This is a genomic window from Cerasicoccus sp. TK19100, from assembly GCF_027257155.1.
In the GTDB taxonomy this organism is placed as follows: Bacteria; Verrucomicrobiota; Verrucomicrobiia; order Opitutales; family Cerasicoccaceae; genus Cerasicoccus; species Cerasicoccus fimbriatus.
The window spans coordinates 579591-599573 of record NZ_JAPWDU010000002.1; the positions used below are offsets into that span (position 1 = coordinate 579591).

At 58.1% G+C, this 19983-nt stretch carries 17 protein-coding genes; 11 read left to right on the plus strand and 6 right to left on the minus strand.

Features of this window, described 5'->3' with window-relative positions:
* The first annotated feature begins 3 nt into the window (after positions 1–3).
* The 4 genes from O3S85_RS05945 to O3S85_RS05960 all read left to right on the plus strand — a co-directional run bounded on the left by O3S85_RS05945 (position 4) and on the right by O3S85_RS05960 (position 4382).
* Positions 4–390, plus strand: a complete 387-nt coding sequence (locus O3S85_RS05945; protein WP_269538895.1) for a DUF983 domain-containing protein — start codon at positions 4–6, stop codon at positions 388–390.
* Positions 391–452: 62 nt separating this feature from the next.
* Positions 453–1127 (plus strand): hypothetical protein, encoded by a 675-nt coding sequence (locus O3S85_RS05950; protein ID WP_269538896.1) that lies wholly within the window; start codon positions 453–455, stop codon positions 1125–1127.
* 13 nt (positions 1128–1140) lie between these two features.
* The gene (locus O3S85_RS05955; protein ID WP_269538897.1) at positions 1141–3075 is read left to right on the plus strand and encodes a hypothetical protein; all 1935 of its coding nucleotides are present in this window, start codon (positions 1141–1143) and stop codon (positions 3073–3075) included.
* A 65-nt stretch (positions 3076–3140) separates the two neighbouring features.
* Positions 3141–4382, plus strand: coding sequence for a tetratricopeptide repeat protein (locus O3S85_RS05960; RefSeq protein ID WP_269539059.1), 1242 nt, complete (start codon positions 3141–3143; stop codon positions 4380–4382).
* A gap of 162 nt (positions 4383–4544) precedes the next feature.
* Here the strand turns inward: O3S85_RS05960 and O3S85_RS05965 are convergent, their stop codons facing one another.
* Positions 4545–5978 carry a dienelactone hydrolase family protein gene (locus tag O3S85_RS05965; RefSeq protein WP_269538898.1) on the minus strand — a complete coding sequence of 478 codons (1434 nt, stop codon included), beginning with the start codon at positions 5976–5978 and terminating at the stop codon, positions 4545–4547.
* 191 nt (positions 5979–6169) lie between these two features.
* Between O3S85_RS05965 and O3S85_RS05970 the strand changes: the two genes are divergently transcribed.
* The 4 genes from O3S85_RS05970 to O3S85_RS05985 all read left to right on the plus strand — a co-directional run bounded on the left by O3S85_RS05970 (position 6170) and on the right by O3S85_RS05985 (position 9655).
* Positions 6170–7405 carry an ABC transporter permease gene (locus O3S85_RS05970; RefSeq protein WP_269538899.1) on the plus strand — a complete coding sequence of 412 codons (1236 nt, stop codon included), beginning with the start codon at positions 6170–6172 and terminating at the stop codon, positions 7403–7405.
* A 3-nt stretch (positions 7406–7408) separates the two neighbouring features.
* A complete protein-coding gene (locus O3S85_RS05975; protein WP_269538900.1) occupies positions 7409–8095 on the plus strand; it encodes an ABC transporter ATP-binding protein in 687 nt (228 codons plus the stop codon).
* A 117-nt stretch (positions 8096–8212) separates the two neighbouring features.
* Positions 8213–8866: an HAD family hydrolase gene (locus tag O3S85_RS05980; protein WP_269538901.1), complete on the plus strand. Its 654-nt coding sequence runs from the start codon at positions 8213–8215 to the stop codon at positions 8864–8866.
* A gap of 111 nt (positions 8867–8977) precedes the next feature.
* Entirely contained in the window at positions 8978–9655 is a 678-nt protein-coding gene (locus O3S85_RS05985) for an FKBP-type peptidyl-prolyl cis-trans isomerase (protein ID WP_269538902.1), read from the plus strand.
* Between the two features lie 150 nt (positions 9656–9805).
* Here O3S85_RS05985 and O3S85_RS05990 read toward each other — a convergent pair whose 3' ends face one another.
* From O3S85_RS05990 to O3S85_RS06000, 3 genes are all read right to left on the minus strand, one after another.
* The gene (locus O3S85_RS05990; protein ID WP_269538903.1) at positions 9806–10543 is read right to left on the minus strand and encodes a PP2C family protein-serine/threonine phosphatase; all 738 of its coding nucleotides are present in this window, start codon (positions 10541–10543) and stop codon (positions 9806–9808) included.
* A 123-nt stretch (positions 10544–10666) separates the two neighbouring features.
* Positions 10667–12739 carry an ATP-dependent DNA helicase gene (locus O3S85_RS05995; RefSeq protein WP_269538904.1) on the minus strand — a complete coding sequence of 691 codons (2073 nt, stop codon included), beginning with the start codon at positions 12737–12739 and terminating at the stop codon, positions 10667–10669.
* 259 nt (positions 12740–12998) lie between these two features.
* Positions 12999–13955, minus strand: coding sequence for a hypothetical protein (locus O3S85_RS06000; protein WP_269538905.1), 957 nt, complete (start codon positions 13953–13955; stop codon positions 12999–13001).
* A 26-nt stretch (positions 13956–13981) separates the two neighbouring features.
* Between O3S85_RS06000 and O3S85_RS06005 the strand changes: the two genes are divergently transcribed.
* Entirely contained in the window at positions 13982–15934 is a 1953-nt protein-coding gene (locus O3S85_RS06005) for an NAD(+) synthase (protein ID WP_269538906.1), read from the plus strand.
* Between the two features lie 189 nt (positions 15935–16123).
* Positions 16124–17098: an SMI1/KNR4 family protein gene (locus tag O3S85_RS06010; protein ID WP_269538907.1), complete on the plus strand. Its 975-nt coding sequence runs from the start codon at positions 16124–16126 to the stop codon at positions 17096–17098.
* A 107-nt stretch (positions 17099–17205) separates the two neighbouring features.
* On the opposite strand, the gene O3S85_RS06015 is transcribed toward O3S85_RS06010, so the two are convergent.
* Entirely contained in the window at positions 17206–17382 is a 177-nt protein-coding gene (locus O3S85_RS06015) for a hypothetical protein (RefSeq protein ID WP_269538908.1), read from the minus strand.
* On the opposite strand from O3S85_RS06015, the gene O3S85_RS06020 reads away from it, so the two are divergent.
* A complete protein-coding gene (locus O3S85_RS06020; RefSeq protein ID WP_269538909.1) occupies positions 17372–17845 on the plus strand; it encodes an alginate lyase family protein in 474 nt (157 codons plus the stop codon). The two genes, O3S85_RS06015 and O3S85_RS06020, sit on opposite strands and share 11 nt — an antisense overlap.
* A 480-nt stretch (positions 17846–18325) precedes the next feature.
* Here O3S85_RS06020 and O3S85_RS06025 read toward each other — a convergent pair whose 3' ends face one another.
* Complete coding sequence (locus O3S85_RS06025; protein ID WP_269538910.1) at positions 18326–19939, minus strand: ABC transporter substrate-binding protein; 1614 nt, start codon at positions 19937–19939, stop codon at positions 18326–18328.
* Between the last annotated feature and the right edge of the window lie 44 nt (positions 19940–19983).

Below are 19983 nucleotides of genomic sequence, written 5' to 3' on the forward strand. Positions count from 1 at the left end.
GTGATGCCCCAGCCCCCCTCCTCCGGTGAAATCCTCTCCCGTGGCCTGACGGGCAGCTGCCCCAAGTGCGGCCAGCGCGGCCTGTTCCGCAATTGGTTTTTACTCAAAGACGCCTGCCCACACTGTGGCCTCAGCCTGGGCAAGGAAGACGGCTTCTACCTCGGCACGACCTCCATTGGGTATGTCGCGGCGATCATCATCGTGCTGATCCCGATTTGCTTTCTCGTGGTGGCAGATGTCATTGGGGTGTGGACCGGCGTGGCCATCGGCATTGCTGGCAGCCTGGTGCTCGTGGCAGCGCTTTACCCTGCCATGTTGATGGCGCTGATCACCGTTTACTATTTTTTCAGACCGCAGGAGCTGGCCGACAGCGCGGAAAACGACGCATAAACCATTCGCAGGATGCCAAGAAATCTCATTGCGGTTTATCGAACAGTAGGGACAATCGCCCCATGAAAAATGCTGTCATTTTCATGGGCGTCGCCTTCCTGGCGGCGTTTGCAGCTTGGTTGATAATCGGTTATGGTGCCCAAGAACAGGCACCAGTGGAAACGGAGAGTGAAACCGTTGTCGCGACCGAGGTGTTACCGACCCAAGCCTCTGCGGAAGAGCTCGCCGCCGCCGAACAACGCGTTTTGGAAGAGCGCGCCAAGGCTGAAGAAGCCGCGCGCCTGGCTGAGCTGGCCAACGCCCGGATCGACGCCGAGCGCAAGGCCCGCATTGACGAGCTAAACGAGCGACTGGCTCGCGAAGAGCGTGCCCGCGAAAACGCCGAGCGCGCCGCCGAAAACATGCGCATTAAGATGGAGCGCCTTCAAGCCGAACGCGAGAAAATGAAAACCGAGGAAGCGCAGTTGGCCAAGCGCGCTGCTGAGGCTGAGCAGGATTCACAAGCCACGCAGGCGCTGCTGCGCGAGATGGAGCGACGCCAAGCCGAGATGGAAAAGCGCAACGCCGAAATCGAGATGCTCGCCCAGAAGACCGAAGCCCTCGAAGCACAGTCGGCCTCCATCAAGCAGCGCCAAATTCAAATCGAAGAAACCATTCAAGCTGAAGGCGGCGAAATTACCATTCCTGGCTACAAAATCTGGTCTCCCAACTACCGACCCACACGCTTTAGCGATTAATCTTTCCCCCACCATGAAAGCTGCCCCCATCTTCATTCTTGGCCTTCTTCTGGGCGGGGCGGCCGGGTATTTTCTTTTTTCAGGCTCAGCCGCGCCGGAATCTGTTGCCGCAGTCGAAACGCAGGCAGCAGCCCACGAGACCAACGTTGCCAATCAGGACTGGCAAACACCCGCCGAAGTCGAAGCCGCCAACGAAGCGGTCGTGGAGCAATTGCGCAGTCTCGACTACAGCGATAAGATCGCAGCATTCGACGTATTGAAGCTCAGCCCAACGGCGAACAACATGATCAAAAGCCTGCAAGCCGCGCAGGCCATGAGCAGTGCCGAGCTTCAGCGAGCGTTAGAAGAGCTAGGCCAGTCGCCACCGACCGGGATTGGTGATTTTGCGGCACCGTTTTTCATTTTCTCGGCCTGGGTGGAGAGCGATTCCGACTCTGCCTACGCCTACTACCAGTCGGCGCAAAACCCAATGCAGCGCGGCATGTACGCGGCAGCGCTGTTTTCCGCCTGGGGCTCTACCGATCCCGAAGGCGCGCTGGAGGCCGTATACGCCATCGACAACTACCGCGAAAAGCAGGGCGCGTTTGGCGCGGTGATAGGTGCTATGGCTTCCAAAGACCCGGCCCGCGCCTATCAGGCCCTCCAGCAAAACCCGGACCTCGGCGGGCACCAGGCCTACCACGCATTATTCGGCAAATGGGCGACCACCGATCCCGCAGGTGCCTGGGCCGCGATTAATGTCCTGGACCCCGGTGCCAATCGTTCGATGGCAATCTCCAGCTATTTCGGCGCACTCGCCCGATCTGACAAACAACAGGCCGCCGACCAAGCCATGAACCTCATGGTCGCCAGCGAACGCGAATCAGCCATCTCCACCGTGATGCGGGTCTGGATGAGCGATGATTTCGAGGGCGCGCTGACCTATTTGGAATCCGTCCCCAGCGGCCCCGATCGCAACAAGATGCTCGAATCGGTGTCCTGGAATTTTGGTCAACAAAACCCCCAACGTGCGCTCGAGTGGGTGCTGGTCAACACCGATGGCAGCATGAAAGACCGGCTGACCGGAAACATCGTCCTCAACCTTGCGGACAGTGATCCCGTTGCGGCAGCGGCATTCGTTGAGACTCTTCCCTTTGGCAACGCCTACGAGAATTCCTTGCGCAACGTTGCCGGCGTCTGGCGGCGAACCGACCCGCAAAGTGCCGTGGAGTGGCTGATGAGTCTCCCAGAGGACAACGCGCGCAACTCCAGCCTCAACCGCACGATGACGGAGTTTGCCAAAAACCGCCCCAACGAGGCCAAGGCCTACGTGCTCACGATGGAAACCGGCGCGCAGCGCAGCCAGATGATCAACGAGATCGCCAAAGGCCTCGCCGAGCAGGACCCCTACGATGCCCTCAGTTGGGCCAAGAGCCTCGAAGAAGGCGAACAAAGCGAAGCGCGCAAGCAGACCCTTTGGCAATGGGCGGAAAACGATCCCGCCGCCGTCGCCAACTACCTGACCACCAAGGGCGAGGATGGCGATATGGACCACCTGACCAAGCAAATCGCCGGGAACTGGACCCGGCAAAACCCGGCAGAGGCCGGTGCCTGGGCCCTCTCCATTGAAGACGAGAGCCAGCAGGTCAAAGCCGTGGAATCCGTGAGCCGCCAATGGCTGGAGCACAACAGCTACGAAGCCTCCGAGTGGATCGCCGGGCTGCCCGAAGGCGAAGTCCGCGAAACCGGCGTCGTCCAGTTGGTGAATTCTTTAAAAAATTCCGACCCCGCCACCGCCCTTGAATGGACCGCCGAGCTGAGCGACACCGGACAGCAATACAAAGCGGCAGTGGATATTTACGCGCAGTTGTATAAGTCGGACCCGGTCGCCGCGGAAGAAACCTTACGCGGCAGTGATCTGCACCCTGATACGATCAACAAGCTGCTTGAAAAGCAGCAGAAGGAATGAGTGCAATCGAAGTATGCCGTAATAAATAATCGCCAAAAGCACGGCGGTCATGCATTCCCTTGTCCATGCATTTTGTGCGCATCATGCAGCTACTGCAAATGGGACGGAGTAAGGAAGCGGAGGAGATTGCCCGCGACTGGATCACCAAAGAGCCAAACGAAGCCAATGCCTTTTTCTGGCTGGCCCGCACGTTGACGAATCAGTCGCGCTACCGCGAGGCGCTCGATGTCATCAAAGCTGGTCTGGATCTCGACGCGATGAACGGCGATGCGCATTACATTCATGCCGAGATCCTCTTCCACATGGGCAAGCACCGCGCCGCGCTCAAGGAGCTGGAAACCGCCATCGAGATCGATCCCGACGACGAGCACTACCTCATCCTGATGGGCTACATCCTGCTCAAGCAGGGCAAGCGCCCCAAAGCGCTTGAGGCCGCCAATCGCGCGCTCGCCCTGGATCCGGAAAGCACCGACGCCCTGCAACTGCGCGCCGCCATCCTCGCCCGCATGAACAAAGCCGAAGCGGCTGAGGAAGACATGAACCTCGTCTTTGCCGACGCGGCGGACGACGATGGTGCCCACATGACCCAAGGCTGGAATTGCCTGCTGGGCGGCTCCTACGACCGCGCCCGCACCCACTTTGCCGAAGCCCTGCGCATCGATCCCACCAACGAAAGCGCTCGCCTCGGTCTGTTGGAAACGTTTAAGGCGCGCAGCGTGGTTTACCGTGTCCTTTTTGGCTTTTTGCTCTGGTACACGAAGCTGCCAACCATGTGGCAACTGGGGGTCATGGGCGGCTTTTTATTCCTGCGGGATGATATCCCATTGTGGATCGGTATGGTGTTTCGCTCGGCCGCAGTCTATATCATAGTCGACTACACCATCACGCTGTTTCTTATTCTGCTGCTGGCCAAAGACGCGATATTCAACCTGGTCATCTACTCCGACCCAACCACGAGAGTCGCCCTGAACGACATGGAAAAACGCGGCGTCGCCTGGTCGGCCCCGTTCCTGTTGCTCATCATTGCAGCCGCCGCGGCGCGGTTTTTCACGGGCTCGTTGTTCTTCATCCTGCACATGCTATTGGGCTCCGTCGGTGCCAGCGTGATGACCGAGATTCACCAACTGCGCAACGACAAGAGCCGCCGCGAAGGCTGGATTGGCGCAGGTCTCATCACAGCGTTGTGCATCGTATTTACCGTGGGTTATTACACCGGGCTGCCCGAGTCTTACCGCTGGTTTGGTATGTGTGTCCTGGGGATGCTCCTCGTTTCGCTGCGCCTGGATTACCTAAGTGAGCGGGAGTAGCCAACCGCAGTTTCCCAAAGGTAGGGCGCAGTCCCGCTTAGCGGGACAAGCCGCCACGCCGGAATGGCGTGCGCGGTTGGCTTTAGCCATCCGCATTTCGGCGAGAATCGACCTGTCGGCCTCTAAAGAGACCGACCTACGCCATCCACCGCCCTACCCTTATTAATAGCTGAAATCGCTGTAATCACGGAAGAAACCGGCATTGTCCGGGTCGTCAAACGGCGGCTCGATCGGCTGGTAGTCGAGGTAAAAGAAACGCGTATCATTGCCGCCCAGCGTGGTTTCGGTGATGCTGGTGTTGCCGTCGCCATCGAAGTCAGACCCGAGCGGGAACCAGGCTGAAAGATCATCGCTGTAATGCCACTGGTAGTGCAGGCTGGCGTTGGTGTTTGTCGTTAAATCCACCATGCCGGGCGACGGCTGTGGTGCCATGCTAACTGCTGGTCCCGGGCGCAGGCAATACTCCAACCATTTGAGCACCTCAACGCGGGCCAGGCGCTTCGCTTTCTGGTCGGCGTCTTCGTTGATGGTGTTCCAGTCGACCTCCGCGGCAAGCGTCGCCAAGTCGAAGGAGTGCTCGGCCAAATCGAAAATAAAGTGATGCTTCAGCGGATCATCGACGCCTTCAGCCTGCGCTTGCAGACTGGATGACAGCAGCTGCTTCATCGGATAAAGCGTGCCCGTCATCGGCGTCACGTTGGGGTTGGCAATGCCCATGAGGCTATCCTCGGTGCCGTGAAACACCAGCACCTGCATCCGGCGGTCGAGCATGTAACGGCCCGCCGCAATTGAGCTAGCCTGACCATGGTAGCGGTAGTGTGAGCCGCCACCATAGTAGAACGCGCCAAACTTCGGGAACGGCAGATTGTCCGGTATGCGCACCGGGCTGTCGACTTCCTTCATCACCGTCTCTTCGACGTACTGAACCGGATTTGTATTTTTAACCGCCACCAAGTCAACGTAGCTAACCTCATAAGTTCCCAGATCGACCGACGCATCGAGCACCGCGTTCATCCCGGTTTGCGCCCCGTGTGAAAAGCCGATCAGACCAATATTTTCCGTGTCGATATCGCCTCGCCCGGCCAGATAGGTCAAGGCCGCCACCACGTCTTTGGGGCGCTCGTAGTTGGGCGAGCACAGATCGTCGTCGACGAGCGGGTCGTAGCTGGGCCGGCGACTGCCGAAGTTACCGTCGATGCCGCGCGGATTGTAGCTGTCCACCAACAGCGCGACGAAACCCAGATCGGCCAGCATTTCGCCCCACTGCTCCAGGTGCGAGAGCGGTCCATTGGCAATCAGGTCATTGGACCAGTTGCCGCCCGAACCGTGTAAAAAAATAACCGCCGGGAACGGCCCGTTGCCGTGGATGTTAACATCCGGCACGTAAATTTGCGCGGCGAGGGTCAGTTGGTTCGGATTGTTGGGATAGCCCGGCAGCGCCGCGAGCTGCGCCGAAGGCGCGGGGATGACTTGTCGCAGAAGATTTTGCGGCATGTCGAAGAACACGATTTCCGTGGTAAAAGCCGCCAGCGCAGATGCGCCACTCATGAGAAAGGCCAGCACGCTGGCACGGATCGGTAGCATTGGAGCAGACATAGTTGCGGGATTAAAAAGCCAATGAGCCTAGCAAAATATCACACTTTGGGCAATTCCATCGCGATTGCCCTCTTCCTTTACCGATTCCTTTACAATCGCCAGTAGCGCTCGCCCGCCGGAAAAAGTTTCCGCTTTCGCGTCACGCTGGCTTGCATCGGCGGCGGTTCGTCTTCTCACTGCTTGTTTTTGGCATGCCCTGGTATCTGTATCTCGCGTTCAAACAACTGTTTCCGACTGGTCGGGCGGCATCGTTTTTCGCGTGGATAAGCATCACGGGCGTCGCGCTGGGCGTGGCGATCCTGATCGTGTTCGCCAGCATCATGAACGGCCTCGGTGAGCGCATTCGCGGCAAGGTTTCCGAGACATTCGGTCACGCCCACGTCTTCACCGGCAGCATTATTTACGACTACGAGGAGCTGCTCGACGATCTGCGCGCCTACCCAGGTGTCAAGGCCGCCACACCCTACACGAATGGCATGCTGATGATGCAGTTCGGCAATCGCCCGGCCTTCCCGAAAATCACCGGCCTCAACCCATGGGAAGAAGACCAGGTGGTGCCGCTGGAGGACTACATTCTGCAGGGCAGCATCGATAAATTTAACGACCAGAAAATCATTATCAGTATGGGCATCGCCCGCCAGCTTCAGGTTGGCGTGGGCGACTTGGTCAACCTCTACTCGCCCCTCATGCTCCAGCAGCTCAAGCGCGACGAGATCCCGCTGCCCATGGAGCTCGAAGTGTGCGCGATTTTCGAGTCCGGCTTTAACGAGGTGGATAACAACACCATCGTCGTCACCCGCCGCACAATGCAGGAACTTTACGGTCTGGGTGACGGTATTCACGGCGTCATGCTACTGATTGACGACCCGGACAGTGTCCACGATTTCACCCACAAGTTGCAGCAGCACCTCGGCGGTGATTACCAGTCACTCAGTTGGATGGAGGCTAATGAAAACCTGCTCTTTTTGCTCCAGTTTGAAAAGACGATCATGCTGTTTTTGCTGTTCGTGATCCTGATCATCGCGGGCTTCTGCATTAGCGCGATTTTGATCGTAACCGCGCTGCAAAAGACACGCGAAATTGGCCTGCTGCACGCCATGGGAGGACGCTCGCGCCAGCTAGCGGCCATTTTCTGCTTGGACGGTATGCTGGTTAGCATGATGGGCTGCATCGTGGGTACCGTGATGGCATTTCTGCTCATCAACGTCCGCAGCTTCATCATCAAGCTGATGCTTTACACAACCGGCCAAAGCGACGCCTTTCAGGAGCATTACCCTTTGCCCATCATGGACTTGCCGATCGCCTATCAAATCAGCGACTTCGTCCTCATTTACATTTTCTGCCTGCTCGTGGGTGCACTGGCCGGGCTCTATCCCGCGTGGCGCGCCGCCAATATGAACCCATCGGAAGCCATTCGGGCTGAGTAATTTATGACCCAGCAAAGCGCCATACTCGAAGCTCGCGGGCTCAGCAAAACCTTCCAAACGCCCACCCGGCCCATCCAGGTGCTCGACGAAGCCAACGTATTGCTCGCTTATGGCGAGAGCCTCTCGATTCGCGGCGAATCCGGCGCGGGCAAGACTACCCTGCTCTACCTGCTCTCGGTATTGGAAAAACCCGACAGCGGCGAACTTTACTGGGGTGGCGAAAGCGTGCTGGACAAGTCCCCAAACTGGCGCGCCCGCAAGCGCGCGACGTTCATGGGTTTTGTTTTTCAGGCCTACTATTTGATGCCCGAGCTCAATGCGCTGGAGAATGTCCTCCTGGCCCGCCGACTGCTTGGCAAAGTCCGCCGCGAAGACCGCGAACGCGCCGCCGATCTGCTCAACCGTGTCGGGCTGTCCGAACGTGCCAAACAAATACCGTCCAAGCTTTCCGGCGGCGAAAAGCAACGCGTGGCCGTCGCCCGCGCCCTGATGAATCAGCCGCCGCTCATCCTCGCCGACGAGCCCACGGGCAACCTCGACGAACGCACCGGCGAGCAAATTATGGACCTGCTGCTCAACCTGTGCGCCGAGGAAAAGACCAGTCTCATTCTCGTCACCCACAACCCAGACTTCGCCAAGCGCACAGATCGCGGCCTGAATTTGCACAATGGCCGGTTTGAGTCGGCGTAAATGCGACTGCTCCGCCCCCCTAGGCACAAGCCATTTGGCGCATTATTTAAAAACCAATCAGGCAGAGCGTGATTTTTATCTAGCCGCCGCGCCGCATTAACGCTACCCCATTGCGGCATGGAAATCGGAGCTATTTTTGACTGGGACGGCGTCGTCATCGACTCCTCCGCCGCACACGAACGCAGTTGGGAGCTACTGGCAGAGGAGAAAAACCTCCCGCTGCCCGCCGACCATTTTAAGAAAGGCTTTGGCCGGAAAAATCAATTTATCATCCCGAATCTGCTCAACTGGACGCAGAACACGGTCGAGATCGAAGAGCTCAGCTACCGTAAAGAGGAGCTCTATCGCGAGATCATCAAACGCGATGGCATCGACGCTCTGCCCGGCATCAAGGAGCTGCTTCAGTTCTTGCACAGCCGCGAAATCCCCTGCGTGGTCGGCACCTCCACGCCCCGCATTAACGTGGAAACCATCATCGACGTGCTTGGCATTCGCGAGTTTTTCAAGGACATCGTTTCGGCGGAAGATGTTACGCACGGCAAGCCCGACCCCGAGGTCTTCCTGCTTGGTGCCAAGAAGATCGTCCGTGAGCCCAACCGTTGTCTGGTGTTTGAAGACGCCCACTACGGAATCGAGGCCGGCATTAACGGCGGCATGAAGGTCGTCGCCGTCGCCACCACGCACCCGATTGAGGACCTCGGAGCCGCGCACATGCAAGTTCACCGCCTCAGCGACCTCAATTATGAAGCAATGCTCGACCTGGTAAGGTAAAATTTCCCGGGAACAAAACAGCCACTGACCTCTCTTACCCTGAAAGTAACCCGAAATAGAGGCTGGGAATTCCATTGACCTCCCCGCCGCAATAACAAATATCGCCCGCTTATGATACTAAAGCACCTACGTCCCCTCGCAGCCGCCGCCTTGCTATCTTTGCCCCTCGTATCGATGGCAGAGGACGCTGGTAGCGCCCAAAATATGACTACGATAGAAAACTTCGGCTGGTTCGTTGCCGAAAGCACGCAAAAACTCGAATTCAACGATGCCGAGAAGGAAGCGTTCATGAAAGGCGTCAAGCAAGCGCTCGACGGTCAAGACGGACCAGAAGACAAGCAAACAGCAGCCATGCAGGTGCAGCAATACCTGCAGCAGCGTTTCAACACCATTCAGGAGGGCGAAACCAAGAAGTTCTTTGAAGAACTGGCCGCCAATCCCAATGTGAAGCAGAGCCCAACCGGCCTCTACTATGAAATCATTGAAGAAGGCGACGCTGAGCGCGCCGGCGCGGATGATTCCGTAAAGGTTAACTACAAGGGCTCCCTGATCGACGGCACAGAGTTCGACAGCTCCTACAAGCGCGGCGAACCCGCAACCTTCCCGGTTGGTGGCGTCGTCAAGGGCTTCGGCGAAGGTGTCCAGCTCGTTGGCCCCGGTGGCAAGGTAAAGCTCTACATCCCGGGCAACCTCGGCTACGGCCCGAACCCGCCACGCGGCAGCCAGATCCCGCCGAACGGCACCCTGATCTTCGAAGTCGAGATGATCGACATCAACCCCGAGTCCTAAGCTTCAGCGACTCGTTCAATTTGAAAGGCGGCTCCAGCGGGGTCGCCTTTTTTATGAAGCACGGGCGTCTCGCCTGTGCCTCATTTAATCATTTATATCGTGTAGAAATCGTCGCATTAGGCACAGGCGGGACGCCCGTGCTACGACCAACTACTCGTCAAAATACACCGCGATCGCCGTCACGTTGTCCGGGCCGCCGCGATAGTTCGCCGTTTCGATGATCTCGTTCACGAGGTCTTTCGGCGAATCGGTTGCGAGAATCTTTTCGTGAATCTCGTCCATTTCCATGGTCTTGGTGACTCCATCGGAAAACAAGAGTGCGCGCTCACCGGGAACAATAATGTCCTCGTAGGTATCCACCTTGATACTCGCCAGTTGGCCAATACAGCGCGTGAGCGTATGCGAGAAATATTCGGGGATATAGGCGTGCTCCCCAGGGCGCAAACGGTCGAGCATATCCTGGGCCATGGTATGGTCCCTTGTGACTTGGCGCCAGGAGTCTTTGCCGAATACCACCAGACCGGTGTCACCCACATGACCGATGTGAAAGCGGTCCTGACGGAACTGAGCAACGGTCAAAGTCGTGCCAATACCCATATCGGCGCTGATTGAGCGGCCCTTTTCAAACACGCGTAAGTTCACGCGCTCAAACATGCTGCCGAAATCAACGGCATCGCCCGGCGCAAGCCCGGCAAGGTATTCATTGATGACTTCTGTTGCGAGGCCGGAGGCGACCGATCCTTCAGGCAGTCCGCCCAAGCCATCGGCTACAGCGAACAACTGGTGCGGCTCGGAAACAAAATAACTGTCTTCATTCTCGCTACGCATGAGCCCCTGATCGGTTTGCCCAAACGCACGAATAGAAAAGCTGGATACAGATGTAGACATAGTTAAAACACGAGCAGCAGTGGACGCACAATGTGTTTAAAATCAATCTTCTAGACCATTATCGTCGGAATGTAAAGCCGCTGAAGTTTCGAATACAGGAATTGAGGAAATTTCATTAATAACTTACGCGATACCCAGCAGTTGATCGCGGGTTTGCCGAGTGTATCGCTTATAGTCACGCTTAGGCAAGGCCCCCAGGAAGTAGCGGCCATATTCCTTATGTAATATCCGACTATCAAGTATCACCAAGCGCCCATGGTCCGTCTTTTTTCGCAACAGGCGGCCCACGCCTTGCCGAAAACGCATGATCGCATCGGGTAAGGTCATTTCGGCAAACGGATTGCCGCCACGCTGCTGAATCCACTCCGAGCGCGCTTCAAGCACCGGGTGCGTGGGCACATCAAACGGCAGGCGCGTGATAATTACCTGCGTTAAGGCCGGCCCTGGCGCATCGAATCCTGTCCAAAAGCTTTCCGTGCCCAGCAGCACCGCGTTACCGTCCTCCATGAAACGCTCCTTCAACTCGGCACGCGACATGCCCTGCCCTTGCATGAGCAGTTGGCGGTCCGAGCGATGCAGCAAGGGCGCGAGCTGATCGCCCACAGCCTTCAAGTCGGCATAGCTAGTAAACAGCGCCAGCACCCCACCCGCCATGGAGTGCGCGCAGGCGGCGATGTTCTCCGTCATGAATTTCCGGTCCAGCTGCCCCTGCCCCCGCGTCGGCTGAGGGGCGTCTTCTGCGATGAAAATATCCAGGTTGTTCTCGAAATCAAAGGGCGAGCTTTCCACGGCAAAATCCTCCCCCTCGGCCCCGGCCCGCCGCGCGAACGGGCTCATGTCGCCGCCGCTGGCGAGGGTGGCGCTGGTCATCAACACCGAGGTGCCGCGGTCAAACAACGTCTTGCGCAACGCCTCGGCGACATCCAGCGGCGCCGAGCGTATCTGCACGATGCTTTTCTTCCGTCCCGCCAGCTCCAACCAATACACGTGGTGCTCGCGGTGCTTGAGCTCCAGCGCGTGCTGAAGGCCGGTCAACATCTCATGCAGGCGGCGGCGGTGGTCGCCCAGTTCGTCCTTTAAATGATCGTCTTTGACGTTCGTCCGCAAGATGCCCAGGCGGTCCACCACCCGGCCCAATGGACGGTGCAACACGGGCACGGCCCAGTCTTCCTCGTGCAGGCGCACGATGTCCTGCCGCCTGAGCAGGCGGGAGCGGAGGTCATTGAAAAAGCCTTCACTGGCGGCGAGTGCCTCGGTCACCGCGCGATGATCCTGCGTCGAGCCGACCTTGGCCAGCAGCCCCTTGCCCTTCTTGCGGCTAGGGTTGTAGAGCAGCTTAAGCGCGCGGTCGACGCCGTAACTACTGATGCCGAGCCCGTAGTGATCCGTCGCAATGCCGGGCACGGTGTGCGCCTCGTCGAGCACCAGATAGTCCTCCGGGTAAAGCACTCCCGCGCTGTTGCCTGGGGCCAGCCCCGCCGCGATCAGGCTGAACAGCAGGCTGTGGTTCATCACGACCAAGTGCGACTCTTGGCGGGCCTTCAGCGCCCTCCGGTAAAAGCAGGTCTCCGGCGTGCAGTTCTTCTTGTTACACGAGGAAGAGTCGGCATTGACCCACTCCCAAACCTCGGAATCCGGGGCCGGCGAGAGCTCGTCGCGCAGGCCTTCCTTGGTGAGCGTCGACCACTCCGCAATGCGCTGCAGGTCCTCCACCTGCGGCCCGCCAAAGAGGTCACTCTTGGTCGCAATGGCCCGCGAAAGCCGGTAGCCGCACAGGTAATTGCCCCGTCCGACGAGGAGCGTGGCCTTAAAATTCCGGTAATCCGCCAGCTCGGGCGTCTTTTGGAACAGCATGCGCACCAAGGGGATATCGCTGTTGAGCAACTGCTGCTGCAGCGCAATGGTATGGGTGGACACCAGAAACGGCCGTCGCGCAATCACCGCCCGCATAATCCCTGGCACCAGGTAAGCCATCGACTTGCCCACGCCCGTCCCCGCCTCGAACAGCAGTGGGCGGTCGCTGACGAAATTGCGGATCACCGCCTGCGCCATCGCCTCCTGCTGTGGCCGGTGCTCCAAGCCAAGGTTATCCGCCAGCCACCCCGTCTCAGCAAAGACGTTGTCACTCGCCGCAACCAATGCTTTGGCGTATTGAGCGGCGTCCGGCGCCTCGGCGTTTTCACGGAAGGAGATCATTCAGCCAAGCAGTCTCACGGATGACCGCCCAGAGGCCAAGGAAAAGCTGACGTGAAGTTTGTCCCGTAACTCTTCGAGAAGAGTCTGCTAAGTTTGGAGTGCGCCAGCCCTCTGGCGCTTTAGAATTTTGTGCTTACGAATAAAAAGCTATACGAGCGTATTTTGGCTATATTTCAGTTGATCTGGCTTCATTGAAAATGCCAAAGCGCCAGAGGGCTGGCGCACTCCAAACCCATCAAACGAGTTTCACCTCCACCCTTCACACCAAAAACGAGTCCACTAGTCGACCGCCGTGGACCCAACCAGGGTGCGTCGAGTCCTCTAGCGTGCATTGCTCGGCGCGGAAAGTTTCGTAGAACTCGGCGCGTTCTTTCGGGGCGTCGTGTTGTGGGCAGGCGCAGTCGGTGAAGTCCAGTTCGTAGCCGGTGCGGTCTGCGATCAGGCCGCTAATACGCTCTTGATATAAGTGGTCACGCGAGAGTCGATCCATCGAGACCACCAGGTCCGTGTGCTGCATCGCCGCGCCGTAGGACAACAGATAGACCAGGATAAACGACTCACGCAGCAGGTCGAGATTGTCCGCGAAATTCCGGCTGATCTGATTATACGCCTCGGTAAAGCTCTCGTGCGCGCCCTTGATTTTCAGCTTAGGCAGATGGTGCTTCAGCGCGAGCGCTTCCAGGGCTGGAACCGTCCGGCTGAGCGTGGCCAGCATCACATATTGCATCGTAAAATAAGCCGTGTCGGCATCGCGCAACTGCTGGTAGTTCGACCAAAACACATCGAAGGGATCACGAATCAGCACGATATGAAACCCGCCCAACTCGCGCAGATGCGAGAGACGCCCGAGCGACCGGGTGAAGCCCAGCACCGGCTCTTTGTCTCGCTCCCGGGCGAGATCCAGCAGCCCCTGCAAGTAATGCAGTTGGCCGTGGTCCTTCCCGTCGAACCAGTAATTGAGCGCGAAGCGGATGTCATAATTGGCCACGCCGCAATCGCCGGTTTTGCCGCGCGGGCCGATCAGGTCAGCATAAACGGCCAGTTCCGGGCTCAAACCACCCGAATTGGCACCCACAATAGATAGTTGATCATTAAAGGGTTCCGTGAATACTAATGCGCTGTCACTCCCCTTGAATTTTTCCAGGAAATAAGTGTTCGAACACCGCCACAGACTATGGACAAACACCGGATTTCCCGTTTTTTTCAGTAACTTCATCAAAATATTTCCAGCCAGCTATAACAGTGCCTGATAAACTAGGAAAGCATGGATTTGCCCGCGTCGCCACGGCCTCGCCCGAGCTTCGCGTGGCCGATGTCGCCTTTAACGTCGGGGCCATCGTGGCTGCCTGGCAAGAATTCGCCGCCCAGGGCGCGCGCCTGGCCGTCTTCCCCGAGCTATGCCTGACGGGGTACACCTGCGCCGACCTGTTTCTCGACGCCACCCTTCGCCGCGCCGCGCTGGAGGCCCTGGCCACGCTGCGCGCCGCGAGCGTCAAGCTGCCCACGGCCATCGTCGTCGGCCTGCCGCTGGAGTCGCAGAACCGCCTTTACAATGTGGCTGCAGTCATCGGCGGCGGTGAAATCCTCGGCCTCGTGCCCAAGACGCACCTGCCAAATTACACCGAATTTTACGAGCAACGCTGGTTCGCCTCGGCCAACGAAACGCTGGCCGACGTCGTGGAAATCGATGGCGACGAGGTGCCCTTTGGCGCAGACCTGCTCTTCGATCTCGGCGGTGAGTCGCCCTGCATCGTCGGCGTGGAAATCTGCGAAGACCTGTGGACCGTCCAGCCGCCCAGTGGCAAGCTGGCCCTCGCCGGGGCCAACGTGATCGTCAACCCATCCGCCAGCGATGAGCTGTTGGGCAAGGCCGACTATCGCCGCGCCCTCGTCACCCAGCAATCCGCCCGCACCTACAGCGCCTACCTCTACGCCGGTGCCGGCCCGGGCGAGTCCAGCACGGACCTGGTCTACTCCGGCCACTGCATGATCGCCGAGAGCGGCCGCCTGCTCGCCGAGAGCGAGCGTTTTCACTTTGCCACGCAAAGCTTGGTGGCGGATATCGACTTGGACCACCTCAACCAGGACCGCCTGCGCAACAGCAGTTTCTCCGAGTCGATCGTGGCCAACGAATTCCGCGTCATCCGCGCGAGCCTGGGCGACGCCTCCCCCGCCCTGCCGCTCCAGCGCGACGTGAAGCGCCAGCCCTTTGTGCCGAGCGACCCCACGCGCCGTGCCGAGCGTTGCCGTGAAATCTTCGCCATCCAAGCCACCGGCCTCGCCAAGCGCCTGCGCCACACCGGCACGCAAAAGATCGTGGTCGGCATCTCCGGCGGGCTCGACTCCACCCTCGCCCTGCTCGTGGCCGTGGAAGCCTTTGACAAACTGGGCCTCGACCGCGCCGGCATCGTCGCGATCACCATGCCCGGCTTTGGCACCACCGACCGCACGAAGAACAACGCCACGCAGCTAATCGAAGTCCTAGGCGCCGAGCTGCGGACCATTTCCATCGACGCCGCCTGCCGACAGCACTTTGCCGACATCGGCCACGACGAGTCCGAGCACAACGTCGTTTACGAAAACACGCAGGCCCGCGAGCGCACGCAAATCCTGATGAACGTGGCAAACCAGGTCGGCGGCTTCGTCCTCGGCACGGGGGATCTCTCCGAGGCCGCGCTCGGCTGGTGCACCTACGCTGGCGACCACATTTCGATGTATCACGTAAACATCGGCGTGCCCAAGACCCTCGTACGCTACATCGTCGACTGGTGCGCGGACGAGCGCTACGCCGACGTCGCCCAAGCCCTGCTCCACGACATCGCCGAGACCCCGATCACGCCCGAGCTGCTCCCGCTCGACGACCTCGGCCAGCTCGCCCAAAAGACCGAGGAAACCGTCGGACCCTACGAGCTACACGATTTCTTCCTCTACTACGTGGTGCGCTTCGGCTACCGCCCGGGCAAGATCCTCTTCCTGGCCACGCACGCCTTCGACGGCGCTTATGACACAGTCACGATCAAGCACTGGCTAACGACATTCTACCGCCGCTTCTTCTCGCAACAGTTCAAGCGCAGTTGCTTCACCGACGGCCCCAAAGTCGGCACCGTCTCCCTCTCCCCCCGCGGCGACTGGCGCATGCCCAGCGACGCCGTCAGCAAGCTCTGGCTGGAGGAAGTGGAGCAATGGGAGGAGTAATGGGCTAAGGTGACTTGACAGATATAAACGATTAAAAACTAGCAATTCATCTACATATAACCATTAATTAATATCTATAGATTTCAATTATCACCCATTACAAAAATTGCTAATGGAATTGCCATCAACATATAGCGACGATTTTTATGGTGTAGAAGGTGGATACTACGAAGACACGGAGCCATCAGATTGCAGAGTGTATTCATTAGTATTCCCCCGTTAGGCTTCATTCCTTTCGCAGGAACTGGCAACGGGGACTACCACGGTTTCTATTGGCCAATAGGTAGAGAAAATAGCGAACCCATAGTTGCTTACAGTAGCCATGATGCATTTGCACTAATTCCTGAATATGGCGACATGCTTGCGGCAGCTAGGTGCCAAATAGCACAAAGCGAGGATCAAATGCCGCTGGACCCATTTGCTACTGCAATGGATATAGCAGGAATAGATCTCCCTACAGGTTTTGACATAGCGTCCATTGCCTCAAGCGACCATCAATCCTTCCTCAAACTCGATATCGATTCGCCATTTAGGAACTGTGCTGTGGCTGATATGCACGTGATGGAGGGCGATTTGGAGAAAGCGGAGGCACTTTATAAAAAGGCAATATCTTTACTGCCAGAATATGGCGCAGCACATTTCGGACTTGGATATTTATTACGTCGGTCAAGAAGGCATAGTGAAGCCGCAATACATCTGCGCTTAGCATTAATCTGTCCGCTTGTATTCTGGGGAGGAAGCTTCTGGGCTGAACATATTTTACCAGGATCCTTCCGGAATGATTGGGCGAGAAAGTCATTATTGTGGGTTAAAGGTATCAAGGAACCACATGAATCGCTAAAGGACGATCCGTTCCTAGAACGAATTCATGAGCTCAAACTCGAGACAGGAGTCGTCGAATGCGCAGACATGGATATTCTAAGCGAGTTAGTCGTTGAATACACTTCTCGAGGTCAGCACCTCGACGCGTTGATGATATGGATGAATCGGGCAGATCGAGCTGCCATGGAAACGACATCATTTCGTAAGCGATATAACATCACTCCATCAAGCTACGCTGAAACACTTAGTAGATTACTAAGGAACGCTAGTTGTGATAGGAGGGCCGAGTTGCTTGCGGATATGTTGAACAAGCTAGCCAATCCAAACGCTCTGCACCTCTAGTCTTATTAATCATGCGCCTCAGCCAAACGCTTTAGTTTGCCTTGCACAATGACGCGGCATCCAATCCGCGCATGCCCGATCTCTACCTCTCCGAGCCCTACCTCCAATCAATTCGCCAACGCATCGCTGACAAAGATCCGACCATCATGCCAGCAGCGTGGAAACACTGGCAGCACGAGGCGGATACTGTGGCCATGGTGGAGGCGCCGATCCGCATCGGCGACAACGGCGGCTACCGGGATTTTCGCAGCGATGTAACCTACGTTAAAGACGGTGTCATTCACCCCGAGGCCAACCACGAGAGCGTCCCACCTGCTCAACAAGCTCAGCCAGCGCACGCTGAGCCTCTCCTATCGCCTGAGCGGCGATACCCGATACGCCGAGCGCGCGCTGGAGTGGATTCACCGCTGGTGCATCGATCAGGACAGCTACATGTTTCCCGATGGCATCGTGGTTGCGCCGTTCACGCCCGGGCTTCGGCCCGGTGGCGATGTGGGCATATTCCTGCGCGGGGCCGAGGGCAAATCCGCCAAGCTCGCCGTCGACTATTGCTTAAATGGCCTGCTGGACATCGAGAACTGGCCCTTCGAGCTGATTAAGCCGATTGAGCAGGAGATCAGCGCGCACCCACCCGCGTTTCTCAAAATCGCCCAACGCCAATGGGGCGACGCCCGCTACCAACAGGTGCAGGAAAAATATTGGCCGGAGACACAGCACCTCGGCGAGGGTGCGTTGTTGTTTGGCTGATGCGGTAAGCGAGAGGTAGGGCGTCCGCGTCTTCATTTAAAACGTAGGGCTCGCGCTTGCGCGATGCCGCAGTCGCTCAAGCCTTACTGTCGGGCCACCTATTGCGGCATCGCGCAAGCGCGAGCCCTACATTTAAAAAGACACATGCGGCTTTTCAAAAACAACACTACTGTTGTTGCTCCGACACAGCAGGCTGTGTTGCTCCAACATAGCCACTGTTGTTTCCTAAACACAGCCACTGTTGTTTTGAAAAAGAAGCACTAGGCTTTTCGGAAAAGAAGCATAGGGCTTTTTGAAAACATAGCATTGGGCTTTTTGAACCAAAAACAGCTGGCTGCGAAAACACCCGTAGCATAGGCGTCCCGCCTGTGCCCGATTCAACGATTCTGAAACGCTACAACTCTTGATTGCGTAAGGCACAGGCGGGACGCCTATGCTACGTGGCGGCGGTGACGACGCACCGCCCTCCAGCTCAGCCGACTACCCCTGCCCGCCTTCGGCGATTTGCTGGGCGCGGGTGTATTGCTCGCGGAAGTGGCCGGAAATTTGGGTTAGCAGCTCCAGGCGGCCAAGGGCACCCTCACCGAGCTTTTCGTCGATCGTGGTTTTGGCCTGTTCGAAGTCGATCGCGGAGAGATCGCTGAGCACCGCGTAGGCGACGTCGGCATCGGCGGTGCGCCCCTCTTCACGGGCACGAAGGATCGAGCCCCACGCAGCACGGAGCTCCTCACCGGGGTCGATAAACGCCGCGCGCACCACGAAACGCAGCTCGCTGAAAAGTCGCCCGGTCCAACTAGGCTGGTAGACGAACCCCTCGGTCTCCTCGTAAGGCAACACGGTGGGATCGGAGCGGTATTCGGCGTATTGCGGCTCGTAAAGATCGCGGCGGATCGGCGAGCGGCGCAGTGCGTATTGGATCGGGCCACCGGGCGCGCCGACCTTGAAGTCCCAGAGCTTTTGCCCATCCGGCGATAGCGTGTATTCGATAAAGGCTTCGGCGATTTCCTCGTTCGGCGCGCCGCGCAGCAGGCCAATTGGGTCGGCCGAAATCGACGAGCCGCCCGGCGGCATGATGAAGCCAAAGCGGTCGCCGCCATCGCGGTCCACGAGGTTTTGCTCCTGGAAGCGGCCGTAGAAATCGATGGCCATGCCGATGGCGCAGTCGCCAGCGGAGACGTCGAGCACGGGCTTGGTCGCCGAGTCGGTGAAATAGCGGGCGTTGGCGCTGATCAGTTGGATCAGTTGCATGCCGTTCATCCAGCCTTGTGGGACGGCTTGCTCCTCGGGCATCCCCTCGGCAACGAGCTCCTGCATCTGCTGCTGCACGAGCATTTCGAAAGCCTTAGTGATCGAGCCGCTCTTGGTCGGGTCGGCCACAGCGACGCTGCCGTAAAACTTTGGGTCGGCCAAGTCGCGCCAATGCGTGGGCTCGCCTTCGAATCCGGCGGAGCGCAGTTCATCGCGGTTAAAGATAATGCCAAAGCTGGACAGCACTGCGCCGACATAGCGGTGCTCGTTGTCCCACAAAACTTCGCCCGAAAAGGTCTGCGGAATAATGTCCTCGGTGAACCAGCCGGGATGCTTTTCGAATACGTTGCTCGCCACGAGTTGGCCCTGCTGAGCCTTCACATTGAAGTCGTACCAGCCGCCACCGTGAAAGAGATCGATCCCCACGCCGACATTGCTATCGAGAAACGCCCGGCGCGCGGACTGCGCCTCGTCGTCGTCCGCAGGATCAGCGGGCAGCTCAATTCGGCGATTGTCGAACGCGCCAGCGACGGTGTCGTTCCAAGGGCGGCCAAGCTCCTTGGTCCAATAAAGGCGGAACTGGTTCGTGTATTCGGCGTTGAGGTACTTAACGATCTCACTCGTGCCGCCCGGGCTACGCCAGTCGATGACAACTACCTTGCCCGTTTCCCCCTCATACCATTTGCGGAAAGCGGTCTCGAACTCGTAGCGAATCGCCTCGTTGTGCGGCGAAATGATGACCAGCGTCGCATCCGGATTTTTCACGATATCCTGCTCTTTGCGCAAGGCAATCGGCACGCCAACGACGATGGCGATGAGCAGGACGATGATGGAATTCTTGAGCATGAGGATTAATTATCCCGCAGTGGCGCGGAGACGCGGAGGAGCCT